The organism is Herbiconiux sp. SALV-R1 (assembly GCF_013113715.1).
Taxonomy (GTDB): Bacteria; Actinomycetota; Actinomycetes; order Actinomycetales; family Microbacteriaceae; genus Herbiconiux.
This window is the reverse complement of record NZ_CP053344.1, coordinates 2,777,736-2,792,153: the sequence shown is the minus strand read 5'-3', so window position 1 is coordinate 2,792,153 and position 14,418 is coordinate 2,777,736. Positions and strand designations below refer to the sequence as shown.

The 14,418-nt window shown below is 61.3% G+C and carries 16 protein-coding genes; 10 read left to right on the top strand and 6 right to left on the bottom strand.

Going from position 1 to position 14,418, the window contains the following annotated elements; translation table 11 throughout:
* Positions 1 to 3 precede the first annotated feature (3 nt).
* The 4 genes from HL652_RS13445 (at position 4) to HL652_RS13430 (ending at position 2,820) form a co-directional block, all read left to right on the top strand.
* Complete coding sequence (locus HL652_RS13445) at positions 4 to 669, top strand: hypothetical protein (protein WP_171705792.1); 666 nt, start codon at positions 4 to 6, stop codon at positions 667 to 669.
* An 830-nt stretch (positions 670 to 1,499) separates the two neighbouring features.
* A complete protein-coding gene (locus HL652_RS13440) occupies positions 1,500 to 2,024 on the top strand; it encodes a hypothetical protein (RefSeq protein ID WP_171705791.1) in 525 nt (174 codons plus the stop codon).
* On the top strand, positions 2,021 to 2,464 hold the full coding sequence (locus HL652_RS13435; protein WP_171705790.1) for a hypothetical protein: 444 nt from the start codon (positions 2,021 to 2,023) through the stop codon (positions 2,462 to 2,464). Before HL652_RS13440 ends, HL652_RS13435 begins: the two co-directional genes overlap by 4 nt.
* A complete protein-coding gene (locus tag HL652_RS13430; protein ID WP_171705789.1) occupies positions 2,464 to 2,820 on the top strand; it encodes a hypothetical protein in 357 nt (118 codons plus the stop codon). The genes HL652_RS13435 and HL652_RS13430 overlap by 1 nt, the downstream gene beginning before the upstream one ends.
* Positions 2,821 to 3,371: 551 nt before the next feature.
* Here the strand turns inward: HL652_RS13430 and HL652_RS13425 are convergent.
* Positions 3,372 to 3,575, bottom strand: a complete 204-nt coding sequence (locus HL652_RS13425) for a hypothetical protein (protein WP_171705788.1) — start codon at positions 3,573 to 3,575, stop codon at positions 3,372 to 3,374.
* Positions 3,576 to 3,786: 211 nt separating this feature from the next.
* On the opposite strand from HL652_RS13425, the gene HL652_RS13420 reads away from it, so the two are divergent.
* The gene (locus HL652_RS13420) at positions 3,787 to 4,392 is read left to right on the top strand and encodes a recombinase family protein (protein WP_171705787.1); all 606 of its coding nucleotides are present in this window, start codon (positions 3,787 to 3,789) and stop codon (positions 4,390 to 4,392) included.
* 167 nt (positions 4,393 to 4,559) lie between these two features.
* On the opposite strand, the gene HL652_RS13415 is transcribed toward HL652_RS13420, so the two are convergent.
* The 4 genes from HL652_RS13415 to HL652_RS13400 all read right to left on the bottom strand — a co-directional run bounded on the left by HL652_RS13415 (position 4,560) and on the right by HL652_RS13400 (position 9,491).
* Entirely contained in the window at positions 4,560 to 5,147 is a 588-nt protein-coding gene (locus tag HL652_RS13415) for a hypothetical protein (RefSeq protein ID WP_171705786.1), read from the bottom strand.
* 679 nt (positions 5,148 to 5,826) lie between these two features.
* Positions 5,827 to 7,383, bottom strand: coding sequence for a GmrSD restriction endonuclease domain-containing protein (locus HL652_RS13410; protein WP_171705785.1), 1,557 nt, complete (start codon positions 7,381 to 7,383; stop codon positions 5,827 to 5,829).
* A 244-nt stretch (positions 7,384 to 7,627) separates the two neighbouring features.
* Positions 7,628 to 7,870, bottom strand: a complete 243-nt coding sequence (locus HL652_RS13405) for a hypothetical protein (protein ID WP_171705784.1) — start codon at positions 7,868 to 7,870, stop codon at positions 7,628 to 7,630.
* A 28-nt stretch (positions 7,871 to 7,898) separates the two neighbouring features.
* Entirely contained in the window at positions 7,899 to 9,491 is a 1,593-nt protein-coding gene (locus HL652_RS13400; RefSeq protein WP_171705783.1) for a recombinase family protein, read from the bottom strand.
* A 22-nt stretch (positions 9,492 to 9,513) separates the two neighbouring features.
* Between HL652_RS13400 and HL652_RS13395 the strand changes: the two genes are divergently transcribed.
* From HL652_RS13395 to HL652_RS13385, 3 genes are all read left to right on the top strand, one after another.
* Positions 9,514 to 9,630 carry a DUF4244 domain-containing protein gene (locus tag HL652_RS13395; protein ID WP_253743275.1) on the top strand — a complete coding sequence of 39 codons (117 nt, stop codon included), beginning with the start codon at positions 9,514 to 9,516 and terminating at the stop codon, positions 9,628 to 9,630.
* 105 nt (positions 9,631 to 9,735) lie between these two features.
* Positions 9,736 to 10,071 (top strand): TadE family type IV pilus minor pilin, encoded by a 336-nt coding sequence (locus HL652_RS13390; RefSeq protein WP_253743273.1) that lies wholly within the window; start codon positions 9,736 to 9,738, stop codon positions 10,069 to 10,071.
* Positions 10,068 to 10,493: an Rv3654c family TadE-like protein gene (locus tag HL652_RS13385; protein WP_171705780.1), complete on the top strand. Its 426-nt coding sequence runs from the start codon at positions 10,068 to 10,070 to the stop codon at positions 10,491 to 10,493. Before HL652_RS13390 ends, HL652_RS13385 begins: the two co-directional genes overlap by 4 nt.
* Here the strand turns inward: HL652_RS13385 and HL652_RS13380 are convergent.
* Positions 10,469 to 10,702: a hypothetical protein gene (locus tag HL652_RS13380; protein WP_171705779.1), complete on the bottom strand. Its 234-nt coding sequence runs from the start codon at positions 10,700 to 10,702 to the stop codon at positions 10,469 to 10,471. The genes HL652_RS13385 and HL652_RS13380 overlap by 25 nt on opposite strands.
* A gap of 182 nt (positions 10,703 to 10,884) precedes the next feature.
* On the opposite strand from HL652_RS13380, the gene topA reads away from it, so the two are divergent.
* A complete protein-coding gene (gene topA, locus HL652_RS13375) occupies positions 10,885 to 13,776 on the top strand; it encodes a type I DNA topoisomerase (RefSeq protein WP_171705778.1) in 2,892 nt (963 codons plus the stop codon).
* Positions 13,773 to 14,417, top strand: coding sequence for a dTMP kinase (tmk, locus tag HL652_RS13370; protein ID WP_171705777.1), 645 nt, complete (start codon positions 13,773 to 13,775; stop codon positions 14,415 to 14,417). The genes topA and tmk overlap by 4 nt, the downstream gene beginning before the upstream one ends.
* Position 14,418: the final 1 nt, after the last annotated feature.

Sequence of the window (14,418 nt, the reverse complement as noted above, 5' to 3'; positions counted from 1 at the left end):
CTCATGATGATCAGCGCAGCATCAACTCCGTGGGACTCGTTTGTGCCCGACCTCATCGTCGGAGTGATGACGGGCACCGTGGTGGGGCTTTTCTTGCTACTCGCCCAAAACATTGTGGAGAGCCGCAAGCAACGGTTTGCCGCAGAAATCGGATGGGAAGGGCTGAAGCCAAAAATCCGAAGTGCCGTGCATCGCTCATGGTCTACAAACCTTGATGACTTGTTGCCTCCACCCGTCGCGCTCAGCGCCGTACACGAGGCGATTGAAGGACAGCCACTGCACGCCTGGTCGAAGGCGATGAAGAAGCCCGATCCGATGATCGACATGGTTCATGCCTTCATGCGAGTTCGCTCGACCTATGAAAATGAGGCGACGGGTCTTGAGGCGGCAATGGAATTGCACGGGCTGAAGATTGCGAGCAGTACCGGAATACCCCTGCCCGCCATCAAGCGGGTGCTACGCGCACGAGCGTACGGAGATGCCGCGGAGGACGACGTACTACTTACTCTCGAAGCCGATCCTCAAAGTCGCCACCGCTTGCTTAGAGCAGTGAACCAACTCTCTGCCGTGGAAGCCGTCACGAGCGCTTTCGTCCAGTACGTCGAGACGGTCGCGTTATACCGAGAGTCCCTTTCGAGGCTGCGAGAGCTGACAACGGCGTCCAGCTGATAATCGTGGGGAGAACGAGAATGCCCCTCCGCAGGATTGGTCGTCAGCGGAGGGGCAACTGTAGCTCTCACATCACCTATAGACAATTATATCGGACTCGAATCCCTACTACAGAAATTCTAGATTTGTCAATAGCAATATTGCAGAATCTGGGTTCTGACGAAATTGGTCCGGTAAAATTGGACGTACCGAGGTCACACCCCTCTCTACGGCGCGGAGTACTCGGAAGCCCTCACCATTACCTATAGGGACCGGAACCGTTCGAACTCTCCGGCAACCACGGCAAGACATCTACCGTGAGTAAACAAGCTCCTCTCCTTCTGCTCGCACCAGAGGACATCCGCCGTTAGAGGGTCACGGAGCTACCGACCCTTCAAGTAGTGGCATCACGGCAGACCGGACACTTCGAGGCATCTTGTGGGGTAATCCCGTCCTGGCACATCTCGTGCGTATTACTGCGATCTCGTCCCAACCCAGACAAGTTCTAGAGCACTAATACTCCTTTGCATCTTTTACAAGTGCAGGGGGGTATAGCTCCCAGCATCCTCCCCAGCCACCTACGAATCAGAAGATCATCGAAGATCATTGAATATCTCGTAGAGCCGGAGCGACGCGACGCGGAGAGCGACGAGCGAGAGAAGACCCATCCACTGTCACCACCTACGTAGACCTGTGATCACCCACCGTGCGGGATTCTGAGATGATTCGAGAATTATTGCGAGCCAATCGGCACAAGAAGCAAAGAATCTTCCATAATCCGTGTGTTCCTGGGCACTTTCGGACGATAGTAATAGTAAGGAAGTACGAATCTTTGCAGGAAGGCTAGGCGCATGGCAAGACCCAAGGCGCTCGCAGCACACCCAGACCGCGACAGCATTGAAGCTGCGCTGATCGAGGGTCGAAATATTGTCGAGCTGTCCCAAAGCTCCGGCATCAGCCTCTCGTCGCTGTACAGGTCGAAGCAGGCACTCCTACGTGACCGGGAAGCGGCTGATACTGCGGAGAATCTGAGCCGGGTAAGCATTGCTCGGCGTCTCGCGGGTATTGCTGCCGACCTTCGACACGCTCGTCTAACGGCGGGTGCGAAAGGTCAGGTGCGACTCCAGACTCTCGCTGCCGGTGAGGAACGCCGCGTGCTGGGTGATCTTCTGTCGCTCGTCCCTGAGATGGACGCCGCCGAGACTGAGGCAAACGCTCAGGCTCTCGGCAGCGCTGTGGGTGCCCTCGTTCGCAGCCGTGGAGATTATCTGCTCACGCAGGAATTAGCCGCTCAGCTACGCGCCAGGGGCGCGTCAGAAGAACTCTCGGCGTCGGTGGAAGACCTCGCCATTCGACAAAAGGAGAAATCCCAATGACAGCAAGTAAGAAGCTAAAGGCTGGCGATGTCGTGCACTTCTTCAGCACCGTAGCCATCATTGACGACGACCTCGGATTCAACTCCCCGCAGGTGATGACATACGGCAGAGAACTCACGCTGACGCAGAAGATTCTTGATTACTACGGCTACGGCGAGAGGGAGTCATGGCTTACCCGCGTCGATCAGCCGAACCGTCACGGGGTGATCCGCGTAGCTAGCGGGCCGTGGCCCGCTGACCAGCTTCGAACCGAGCCGGGGAGCATTGCCCGAGACGACCAGCGAGCAGCCGCAAGAGCAAACGCATTTCAAGAGAAAGACGCGGGCAAGCAGGCTCAGCGACTCGCTGAGATTGATGCCGTCTACGGCAAGTGGCAGGGATCGCGGAACGCAATGAACTACTCACGCCGCACCCGCCGGGAAGAGGAGGATTCCTTCTGATGGCGGGCACGTCACCGAGTGCGAAGGCATTCACTCAACAGTTTCGTGATCTTGTGGCGCGTGTGCTCAGCGCAGCATCCGGCAGGGTGGTTCGCACCACTGACCCCTACCGCGTCAATGGGGGTACCCACGTATTGGGGTTGCCTAATTGGACGTTGATCATCCGCAATCACAACGCAGTCAACGTACCCAAGCTCATCGATGAAGCCAAGGAAGCGGCTGAAGGTGAGGGCAGCGAAAACTACGCCGTCGTGATGCACCGAAAGGGCAGCGAGAACGTCGGAGCAAGCTATGTACTCCTCGATCTAGCGGTCTTTTCGAACCTCATCAGGGATCGAGCACAGCATGAGCAGTGATCGTACCCACGAAGCAGGGGGCTTCGTCTTTACCCTCTCCAACGGCTCGGTGAGCGTAACCAGGGACGGACGCCCCGTGCCCCTCGACCGGGAAACCGAGAATCTTGTGCGGTCGGGTTTCGGACTACCAGCTAAGCGACCACTCAGTCTGAGCGATCTTCCGTTCGAAGTACAGGCGAGATTCCACGCAGCTATGGACATGCTCGCCGGAGTCAAGCAGAACGTCTCTGTTCAAGACAGGCGAAGAGCAGCAGCCTACGTCCGCTCGATCAAGAATTTCCTACGCGGCGACGATTAGTCGCCCTAGAAAAATCTTCTCCGCCTCAAGATGGCTGACGCGGGGAACGCACGGGTCGCCTTCGTTCGCGGAAAGGGCGGGGCGACCTCTACAACTTCATACAGAAGATTCCTCGGGAGCTTCTAGAGTGGCGACCCTGAGGATAGCCGGGCGCTCCTCCCGGCGTGGGTAGTACGACATTGATAGAGAAGACGTACTACCAAGAAAGACCCCGGCGCTCTACCCTCTGTCATCCGGTAGCGCCGGGGTCTTTCTACCAGGGGATGTGATCCCAGGTGACCGCGAAATTATCAGCTGAACGCTTCTTCATTTCGTAGAAGTCATATCCGTTGTCCACGTCACTGAATTCTTCGGAGAAGACCTCATCGGGGGATTCGTAGGTTTTCCAAGTCACCCTGTAGGTAATCGGCACTCCGTCAATCTCCCAGACGCCGTTGTTCCATTTCTTCTCACCCAAAGCTCGCCGCCCTCCCGCCCGCAGATTTCTAGCCAGTGTTTGCCATCTACAAAAGTAGTCGAAGCCGGTCGTCTCAAATGTTTAAAACTGAGACGACCTAAGAAGGGTCGACATAACACCTCGATTCTCACTAAAAACGTATCGATTACAAGTTTTTAGAATCTTCTCAAATCAGCTGTACTTTCTTCACGCATTCTGCGACAGTAGTCGCATGAGCACAGCACACTCCTTCGCCTACCTCCGCGTTTCGAGCGCATCCCAGAGCTTTGACCGCCAACGCCCCGCCTTCGATGGTCTGGATATTCCGGAGTCGCACTTCATCACTGACAAGATTTCGGGCACCAAGGATTCGCGTCCAGGTCTGGACAAGCTCATCGGCACCCTGAACGACAAGGGAGAACGTGAAGGGGGCTTGGCTCGTGAGGGCGACACGATCTGGGTGCACTCGGTGGATCGACTCGGACGCAGCACCACGCAGATTCTCGAAACCGTCAAAGCTCTCCGTGAGCGTGGCATCCAGCTTCGTGCGATCAAGTCAGATGGCATCAACTTTGACGGCGTGAACGGCGAACTCATCCTGACGATGCTTGCGGCACTCGCCACCTGGGAGCGTGCGAATATTGCTGAGCGTGTGGCAGAGGCTCGGGCAGCACGAAAAACGCAAGGCAAGAGCACCGGCAGGAAGAAGAGCCTCGACGCTAAGGGCGTTGCAGACGTGCTCAAGCTCAAGGCTCAGGGTAAGACCCCGGATCAGATTGCCACGAAGAAGGGCGTCTCCCGTGCGACCGTATACCGTGTGCTGAGCGAAAATAAGTAGGCAGCAACAATGAGATTCCCCAGCGCCAAACTGGTACTGGGGATCTCTTGTTTTACGCCGCTATAGGCGCTCGTCGCATATGCCATCTGTGACTCCCTGAAAATGGCTCTGCGGGGCGCACAGCGCCGCTGAGAGGGCGCTGAGCCTTCGTTGCCGAGACGTGCTCGCTATTGCGCTCGGAAGAATACCTTGGGACCGAAGTCCACGGACAGTGCCCAAACCCCTTTGTCCGCTTCGGCGTTAGGAATCATCACGGCAATATTTCCCGACGTGGACGTTCCCGCGTAAATCTCGTTCTGTCCATACAAGCCGTTTGGGGTCACAGCCGACACGTCAAATTCGTCGTAGGTGCGCCCGTCGGTCGAGACATAGGAGATGCGGATTGCGTTTCCGGGGTCGCCCGCATCCACACCTTTGTACGTGGCATCAATCGACACCAGCGCCCACTGCATGCCCTCCGGGGGCACCTCGTTGTAAGGGTTCTCTGCCGCTATTGCGTCATTGGCGTTCAATATTGCTGAGTTGACCGTGACATCCCAGTTCTCACGCCCCGACAAGGTAAACGTCAGCGGAGTTCCGAGAGGGAAGGGATTCTCCCGAGTCCCCTCATCTTCCTTCAGTGGCGTCGATGTAGGCGTCGGCGTCGGCTTAGCTATTGGCGACGAAGTCGGCACGCTCGCGGCTTCGTCTGCGAGTCTGGGGTTCTGCGAGAGCAAGACGGCAGCTCCGACGCCCGTCGTGAGAAGGATGCCCACGAGCAGCCCACCGATGCCCGTGACAAGCGGTAGTACCCACGCGTTCCTGCGCGGGGCAGGTGCGGAACCGAGGGGGGCACTTGATGGAACCTGATCTTCAAACACGTGGTTCACCCTTTCATTTGCCGCGCAAGCGAACGTCTGCGTTGACTCGACGCGAGGCAGACATCTGTCGATATGCCTCTCCGGATGCTAGCGGTTCGGAGAGGCTGCGAGTACCCGCCAAACGCCGACCACCCGCGTCTGCGCGACATTCGAACATAGTTTCGATTATTCTGAGGTGGTGGGAACGAACCGGCGATACAGCGACAGCATCGACCAGCGCATGGCTCGCCGTATCCGCGAGCGCGACCTGGCACCGAAGGTCGTCAGCCTCACCCTAGATCAGATAGACGCTGAGCGAGACAAGCCCGTCGAGCCAGCCGAACCAATTGAGGTGCGGGCATGGGTGCCTCTGTCGAGCGGGACTCTGCCGAGAGATGCAGTCGTGACGGCATGGAATCGCCGAGCCGTGCGGGTCGAGTGGATGAACGGAGACGGCAGCCGAAGCGTGGCGTGGCTTTGGCGAGGCGCTATCGAACCGCGCTAAGTAAGACGACTGGCGATCACAGATGAGCCTCAATGCTAAGTGCGTTGCCGACGTGCTGACGCAAGGCAAAGGGCTATCCGCGAGCCCTAATCATGCATTCATTAGTTCGCGAGCATGGGTGGTCAGAAGCGACGCTCGCAAATTGATGAAAAGATCCCAGTCGTCATCGAATGTTTGCTTTGGCAGTAGTGCAGCCTCGGTTATTTCATCTATGGATGCGTCGTTCATGTCTCGCCGATAGACCGATGGCGCTTTAGCCGATATGTCTCGGTTGTCTGCTCTGCCGATGAATGCGATATTCGCGAGGCAGTTCACCGAGGGAGACATTGCCGGTAGTTCGAGATCCGCGACGTACTTCTTGGGGTAGATGTGATGGAACTCTTTGCGGTTCGGCTCCGAAAGTACCTCGTCGAGGTCAATGCGCTCTCCGCTAAGAAAGCTCCGAGGATTCTTCGACGCAAGCAGAAGTATCAGGCTGCGTGATGCAACGGTGCGCGCGCTGAAGATGTTGTCAAGGAAGAAGCCCGGGTCGAAATTGATTTTTATCTGACCGAGCTCCGAGTGCCCGTTTCTTCTCAGAGCAATTGCCTCCTCAACGTCAGAGCGCACGTTGCGATATGGATTTCCGCTGTACCGGTGTGTGAAAGCAGCTCTCCAGAACCACCTAAGTAGTACGCGACGTTCTGCGTCAGGAACGCTACTCGATTGCTTGAGAGAGAAATAGGCGGAGAGAGGCACGAGAAGCGCAGAATACGGAAGGTACTTCAAGTGCCGGACATGCAGGTTTCGGCGCAGGAAGTCAATCGCAAGCCTTAGTGCCTTGCGCACTTCTTCGAACTGCGCGCGAACCGTCGAACCATTGATGTTGATGAGCGAAGTGGGATCTGGATCGCCCACCAGGATCGCAGCACAACAGCGCAGCATCAGGTCGTTATCGGCACCAACCTCACCGAATCCGAAATCCTCAAACTCTTCTGAAAGCTCCTCGAATTGCTGCTGCAGGTCGAACTCGTCGCTCCAGGTCCATGCGGTGAGGAGTTGGAACATGTCTAGCTCGACGCCAAGCCGGTTTACCCGCTCGAAGACGATTGCCACGCTTTTACGATCCTCGCTCTCGAACGTTTGAACAGGGATAAGCGTGCTCAAGAAGGTCTGATGCACGGCGGCAATCTCAGAAAGCTTCGAATCATTCGAAAGCGCGGCAGTCTCCTTAGCGAATTCGACGGGTGCGAAGAATGATCGTAGGGGAAAGTGCTGCCCGGGAACCACATCGTCGCGTTGAAGGGCTACGAATCGCGAGACCTGGGGATCATCTTGGGATTGGAAATCGTAATAGATCGGAAGCCAAACTTCGGGATCCTCCTTGCGCGCCTCCAACTGTCGTTGAAAGGTCGCAAAGATTGAAGTGATGCGCTGTTGACCATCCAAGACGTAGTCAATCGGATAGTCTTTCGCGGGTTTAGGGAGTTCGAAACCTCCCAACGCCTTCTCTGTCTTGAGAACCGTCGAGGTGCGCCAGAGCAGCAATGAACCGAAGGGGTATCCCTTATAGATGCTGTCCATGAGGAGGGCGGCTTGTTCTGGCTGCCAAACAAAGTGCCTCTGAAAGCCCGGCACTCGGATTTCTCCGAGCAGAACTCGGTCCACGATCCTTTGTATACTTAGCGGCTCTCCCATTTCTCCCCCCAGGCAGTCTGAGAGTCGTGCTCCAATTGCGCGACATCTGGAACCAGGGTAGCGGCATGGACCACCGAAACTCCTCCGCGCCCAAATCAGGGACGGACGAGAAGAGGCAAGGAGACTTTCCTTATCACTGAGGCTGTCGTCAGCCCTCAGTGAGAGGCGATGCTACTTTCCGGGTAAGGAGTAGAAGGCACAGCAAGCTCTCGGCTCAGACATCGTGCGCTTGCAAATATTCTTCTAGGCGCTCCACAGCCCCCTCAGGCGTATTTGAATTACCGAGCAGGCTGAGTTCCATGTCAGCGTCTTGGTCGGTGGCGTGACCAAGGAAGAATAGTCCCGCACCAGACGGTTCCCGCACCAGGTAGGGCGTCATTCGGAGGTCGCCCTCAACAGACTCGAGGACCGTGAAGACATTGCTGTCCACGCTGCGGATGAGGTTGAAGCTGCGCATGCGCCGATGCTACGGCTCTCAACTGACGTCAGTAGGGCAGCCCCTTAGACGTCGCTACAGCCAGTCTCAGCTTTGTGTTGTCACTAACTGCCGGAACGGTCGAGAACTCGGAGAATGCGGGTGATGGTGTTAGGGGAAACTCGGAGGGTAGAGCCTGAGCTCTCCATACGATGTGCGTCGTGCCAGCCGCGCCATCAGGGTACTGAGCAAGACGATTACCTTTTCCAACTGGGTAGATGTAGAAAGCCTTGACTAATGAGTTGAAAATCTTCCTCTGAGAATCGAGGGTGCTCGTCATGATCAACTGCATGCGCTCTTCAGGGGAGTAGAGCAGCGACGAAAGCGGGTCACTCTCGGCGTGAGCCGCAATATTCACGTTGATGATTTCAAGCTCGTCGTCATTCTTTAGACGTTCTGCAATCACCTGCTCGGCAGACCACAAGCCGGTGGCGACGAGCTTCGCAAGCCCGTCATTTGCTGCCCTGAGTTCATCGCGTCGCGCAACGAGAAGTGGAAGGTCAATACCTTTCTTCGGCTTTTTGATCAGAGTCTCAGCGCCGGGTTCCGAAAGACGCAGAAATACCAGAAGCAGCGCCCATCGGTCGAGGTCTTCGCCCCTACGGAGGAAGTGACCAGCGGGGCAGCGATAGCCTTTGTACTTCTCTCGGGTCTGTGCGGAACGCACCGGACCCCCGCATTGTCCGCAGCGAGCCAGACCGGAGAGCAGATGCTTTCTCGTCACATCTCCATGGTTGGACCGGCGAACCGGATCAAGAAGTTCCTCCCTTGCCGCCAGCCACTGCGGTTCGCTGACGATGGCGTCCCAGGCACCGGGTCGGCACAGCGTGGGGTCAACGTTCTCCGGCGTGTACTTTCCCGGCAGAGACGATTGAGTCGGGGGAAGCATGCCCGCCACGAACGGGCTGAGAAGAATTCTCCTCAGAGTCGAACGACCAAACGGCTTGCCGTTGCGGTCGAACATGTTCTTCTTAGCCATCTCTCGGATGGTCGCGCCGATAGGTGCTCTGGCGATGATTTGTTCCATGGCATAGCGGATTGCCTCGGCTTCGTGCTCCACGACGGCATAGCGTGTGCCGTCGGCATCACGCTTGCTCGCCGGTACCCATTGATAGCCATAAGGCGCTTTCCCAGGGGTCGGATGCCCAGCTTCGCGCCGAGCTGCTTTATATGGAAGAAGCCGCTCATCCTTCATCGCTATCTCGAACTGCGCAATTTCAGTGAGCAGCCCAACCATCAGCTTCCCGTAGGGCGTTGAGGTATCAAGACCGCTATCTGAAAATACCAGGAACACTCTGGCGTCGTCGTCAGCGGTGTCAGTGCCTTTGAAGAGCATCCAATCTTCCATCCGACGAAACACCCGGTCGATGCGCGTAGCCACGACCGCGTCAAGCTCGCCTGCCTCGACAGCCCTCAACATCGCTGACCACTTGGTCTTCGGTCCCCTGGCTTTCGAAGCTGACACATTGTTGTCGTCGTAGATATCGACGACTTCCCAGCCTGGCTTAGCATCGACGTACTTCTGGCAAGAGGCTACCTGTTGCTCGATACCGACATCCTCGGCGACGGATTGACGGGCGTAAATCCCTACGCGAACGACCATGACGAAGAATATACGCTGTATTGTGCCCACTGTAGCGGCTGTCGGGCTCGCCGGCCTTCTCGTGGTGATCCTGAAAGGCGACGACGTCAAGGGGATGCTCACCGAGCTCATCCACCGTGCTCTCACCTCGGCGGGGTGAGCGGTGCTTCACGATGTGCGCCTGCGACCCGCAGGCGACGGGGGCCGCGCCCTGCGCCGGGCACTGCGACACGCGATGCGCCGGACCCGGGAGGAGGGCGGGTCGGTGAGCGCGGAGTTCGCAGTGGCGCTGCCCGCTGTGATCGTCGTGCTCGCCGTTGGCATGGGGGCGCTTCAGGTGGGTGCGATGCAGGTGCGGGTCGCAGATGCCGCAGCCGACGCGGCCCGACTGCTCGGGCGGGGTGAGGCCGACGCCGCATCCGCCCGGGTGGCGGCGCTCGGCCCAGGCGCCGCGCCGGAGGTCGTGCACACCGGGCACCTGGTCTGCGTCACCGTGCGTGCGGAACCTGCCCTCGCGTTCCTCAGCGGAACCCTCGAGCTCAGCGCCTCCGGCTGCGCCCTCGACGACACCGCGCCCGCCCCCGGGGAGACCGGACGATGACGGCCATCACTCATCGCGGCCTCACCCGAGCGGGTCCCGATCACGTGCACGCGGAGGCCGGAACTCCGCGCCGCAGTGAGGAGGGGAGCGGGAGCGTGCTGGGGCTCGCGCTCATCACCGCGTTCGCTCTCGCTGCAGCGCTCTTCGTGCCGATGGGTGGAGCGCTCGCCGCCGGCCAGCAGTTGCGGGGAGCGGCAGACGCCGCGGCGCTCGCCGCAGCCGACACCGCGTCGGGCCGGGTGGCCGGTGAACCCTGCGCGTTCGCCGCCGAGGCGGCAGGAGCAACGGGGGCCGCACTCACCGCGTGCACGGTCGACGCGAGTGGCACCGCATCGGTCACCGTGGCGACGACGATCGTCGGCATCGCCGTCACGGTGCGAGCCCGGGCGGGCCCGCCTCAGGAGACGATCGCCTCCACGTAGCGGTAGTCGACCGCGCTCGGGCGCCCGGAATCGGCGTACTCGAGGCCGCTCGCCCGGCGGTACAGGTACTGCTTCTCCGCACTCGCCGCGGGGATGGTGAGTCTGGCCTGCGGTTCACCCGACTCCGTGAAGTCGGTGCGGATGGTCTTGCCTTCGAGTGGCCCGTCGGTGAACTTGGCGGTGTAGCTGCTCGCAGAGCTCGATGACATGGCGTTTCTCCCTGTCTCCTCTTCGACGTCGAAGCGGTCACCACCATTGTGCTCCCCTCCTCCACAGATGCAACGGATGCCCGTTCTTCCACGGCGAACAGGAGGGATTAGGTTCTCACCCGTCAGGGGTGTGTATGGTGTGCCTGATGCGTTCCGCCGCGTCGCATATATAAGGAGTGAAGTTGCCAGGCCCGAGAAAGCTCGTCATCGTCGAGTCGCCCACCAAGGTGAAGTCCATCGCCCAGTACCTCGGCGACGGCTTCGACGTGATGGCCTCGGTCGGCCACATCCGCGACCTCGTCGAGCCGAAGAACCTGCCTGCCGACCTCAAGAAGGGCTCGCTCGGCAAGTTCTCCGTCGACGTCGAGAACAAGTTCGAGCCCTACTACGTCGTCTCCGACGCCAAGAAGAAGACGGTCGCCGAGCTCAAGAAGGCGCTCGCCGGCGCCGACGAACTCTACCTCGCCACTGATGAAGACCGCGAGGGCGAAGCCATCGCCTGGCACCTGCTCCAGGTGCTGAAGCCCAAGGTGCCCGTGAAGCGCATGGTCTTCCACGAGATCACCCGCGAAGCCATCGAGCGGGCCCGCGAGAACACCCGTCAGATCGACGACGCCCTGGTCGACGCCCAGGAGACCCGCCGCATCCTCGACCGCCTCTACGGCTACGAGGTCAGCCCCGTGCTCTGGCGCAAGGTCGGCCCCGGCCTGAGCGCCGGCCGCGTGCAGTCTGCGGCAACCCGTCTCGTGGTCGACCGCGAACGCGAACGCCTCGCTTTCACCTCGGCCAACTACTGGGACCTCACGGCCACCCTCGTCCCCGACGCCACCGCCCCGCAGACCGACTCCTTCGACGCGCGCCTCGTGCGTCTGAACGGCGAGCGCGTGGCCTCCGGCCGCGACTTCGACGAGGCCGGAAAGCTCAAGGGCAAGGCGATCGCTCTCGGCGAGTCGGCCGCGAAGGCTCTCACGACGGCGCTCGAGGCCGACGGCGTCGACATCCACGTCACCTCCGTCGAGTCGAAGCCCTACACCCGCCGCCCGGCAGCCCCCTTTACCACCTCCACCCTGCAGCAGGAGGCGGCCCGCAAGCTCCGCTTCTCCGCCCGACAGACCATGAGCGTGGCCCAGTCGCTCTACGAGAACGGCTACATCACCTACATGCGCACCGACTCGCCGTCGCTGTCGCAGCAGGCCATCACGGCGGCCCGCAACCAGGCGAGCGCTCTCTACGGCGCCGAGACGATCCCCGACAAGCCGCGCCTCTACAGCGGCAAGGGCAAGAACGCTCAGGAGGCGCACGAGGCCATCCGCCCCGCCGGCGAGGTGTTCAAGACGCCGAGCGAGCTCTCCTCCACGCTGCGCGGCAACGACTTCCGGCTCTACGAGCTCATCTGGAAGCGCACCGTCGCCTCCCAGATGGCGGATGCGCGGGGTTCGACCGCCACGGTCACGATCGCCGCCGGGCCGGTCACCGTCGACGAACTGGGCGGTGCGACCACCGCGGAGTTCTCCGCATCCGGAACCGTCATCACCTTCCGCGGGTTCCTGCACGCCTACGAGGAGGGCAGGGATGAGGAGCGCAACGCCACTGCCGAGCCCTCCGAGGCGAAGCTGCCGAACCTCAGCGAGAACCAGAAGCTCGCCGCGACCGAGATCGAGGCCGCCGGCCACGACACCACGCCGCCCCCGCGCTACACCGAGGCCAGCCTGGTGAAGGCTCTTGACGAGCTCGGCATCGGCCGCCCTTCGACGTACGCGTCGATCATCTCGACCATCATCGACCGCGGCTACGTCACCCCGCGCGGGCAGGCACTCGTTCCCAGCTGGACGGCCTTCTCCGTGGTGCGACTGCTCGAAGACTTCTTCACCGAACTCGTCGACTACGACTTCACCGCGGCGCTCGAGGCCGACCTCGACAAGATCGCCGGCGGCGAAGAAGACCGGGTCGGCTGGCTGAACGGCTTCTACTTCGGCAGCGACGACCACCCCGGCCTCCGCAGCGTCATCGACAACATGGGTGAGATCGACGCGCGCGCGGTCAACTCGGTCTCCGTCGCCGACGACATCACCCTGCGCATCGGCAAGTACGGCCCCTACCTCGAGGTGCTCGACCCGTCGGGCGACCTCGACGCGCCCCCGCGTCGGGTCAACCTTCCGCAAGACCTCGCGCCCGACGAACTCACCCCCGAGAAGGCGCGCGAACTCGTCGACGCCCCCGTGGTCACCGACCGCGTCATCGGGGTCAACCCCGAGAACGGCAAGGAGATCGTGGCGAAAGACGGGCGATTCGGTCCGTACGTCACCGAGCTCGAACCGGCAGCGCCCGAGGCTGCCGCCGACGGCGGCGCCAAGCCGGCCGCGAAGAAGGCGGCGGCCGCGGTGAAGCCGCGCACCGCATCCCTGTTCAAGTCGATGGATCTCGCCACCGTCGACCTCGACACCGCACTGCGCCTGCTCAACCTGCCGCGCACGGTGGGTGAAGACCCCGAGTCGGGCGAACCCATCACAGCGCAGGGCGGCAAGTTCGGCCCCTACCTGAAGAAGGGCACCGATACCCGCAGCCTGTCGAGTGAAGACCTCATCTTCGAGATCGACCTCCCGGGAGCCCTCGAGCTGTTCGCGCAGCCGAAGTACGGCGCCCGGCGTGCCTCGTCGGCACTGAAGGAATTCGACGCCGACCCCGAGAGCGGCAAGCCGATCAAGGTCAAAGACGGGCGCTTCGGGCCGTACGTCACCGACGGGGTGACCAACGCGACGATCCCGCGGGGCGAGACCGTCGAGGAGATCGACTTCGAGCGCGCCGTGCAGCTGCTCGCCGACAAGCGCGCCAAGGGCCCCGCCAAGCCCCGCGCCAAGGCGGCAGCCGCCAAGAAGCCCGCCGCCAAGAAGCCCGCGGCAGCCAAGAAGCCCGCAGCGAAGTCCACCGCCGCGAAGACGACGGCAGCCAAGACGACGGCAGCGAAGTCGACCGCCGCCAAGACCACCGCCGCGAAGACCACGGCAGCCAAGACGACCGCCGCGAAGACCACCACCCGCAAGGCCCCTGCCCGCGCGGCCGACCCCCAGCCGTGAGCGGCCTGTTCATCACGCTCGAGGGCGGTGACGGCGCGGGCAAGACCACCCAGGCGGAGCTGCTCGAGTCGTGGCTCGCTGCCCAGGGTTGCACTGTGGTGCGCACGCGCGAACCCGGCGGCACCGAGATCGGCAACGAGGTGCGCGAGATCGTGCTGCACAGCCGCGGCCACATCGCGCCGCGCGCCGAGGCTCTGCTCTACGCCGCCGACCGCGCCCACCACATCAGCACCAAGGTGCGCCCGGCGCTCGAGCGCGGCGAGGTCGTGGTGCAAGACCGCTACCTCGACTCCTCGGTGGCGTACCAGGGCGCGGGCCGCGTACTCGATGCCGGAGAGATCCGCGAGCTGTCGCTCTGGGCCGCGGAGGGCCTGCTGCCCGACCTCACCATCCTGCTCGACCTCGACGAAGACGCGGCCCGGGCTAGGCTCGACGGCGCCAACAAGCGCTTCGATCGCCTCGAAGCGGAGAAGAGCGACTTCCACCGGCGAGTGCGGGAGGCGTTCCTCGCCCTCGCCCGCGACGAGCCCGACCGCTTCCTCGTCATCGACGCCGCCCGCGAGCCCGAGACCATCGCCGCCGAGGTGCGCGAGCGCGTCGCCCCCCTCCTCGCGGCGAGCGACGCGACCCGAACCGGCTGAC

Bases quoted from the DNA above. Each gene is read 5' to 3' on its own strand.
- HL652_RS13440 (WP_171705791.1), top strand. From the start codon at position 1,500: ATGGCAAGACCCAAGGCGCTCGCAGCACACCCAGACCGCGACAGCATT.
- HL652_RS13380 (WP_171705779.1), bottom strand. From the start codon at position 10,702: ATGTCATCGAGCTCTGCGAGCAGCTACACCGCCAAGTTCACCGACGGG.
- HL652_RS13435 (WP_171705790.1), top strand. From the start codon at position 2,021: ATGACAGCAAGTAAGAAGCTAAAGGCTGGCGATGTCGTGCACTTCTTC.
- HL652_RS13405 (WP_171705784.1), bottom strand. From the start codon at position 7,870: ATGCGCAGCTTCAACCTCATCCGCAGCGTGGACAGCAATGTCTTCACG.
- HL652_RS13445 (WP_171705792.1), top strand. From the start codon at position 4: ATGATGATCAGCGCAGCATCAACTCCGTGGGACTCGTTTGTGCCCGAC.
- HL652_RS13430 (WP_171705789.1), top strand. From the start codon at position 2,464: ATGGCGGGCACGTCACCGAGTGCGAAGGCATTCACTCAACAGTTTCGT.
- HL652_RS13400 (WP_171705783.1), bottom strand. From the start codon at position 9,491: ATGGTCGTTCGCGTAGGGATTTACGCCCGTCAATCCGTCGCCGAGGAT.
- HL652_RS13420 (WP_171705787.1), top strand. From the start codon at position 3,787: ATGAGCACAGCACACTCCTTCGCCTACCTCCGCGTTTCGAGCGCATCC.
- HL652_RS13385 (WP_171705780.1), top strand. From the start codon at position 10,068: ATGACGGCCATCACTCATCGCGGCCTCACCCGAGCGGGTCCCGATCAC.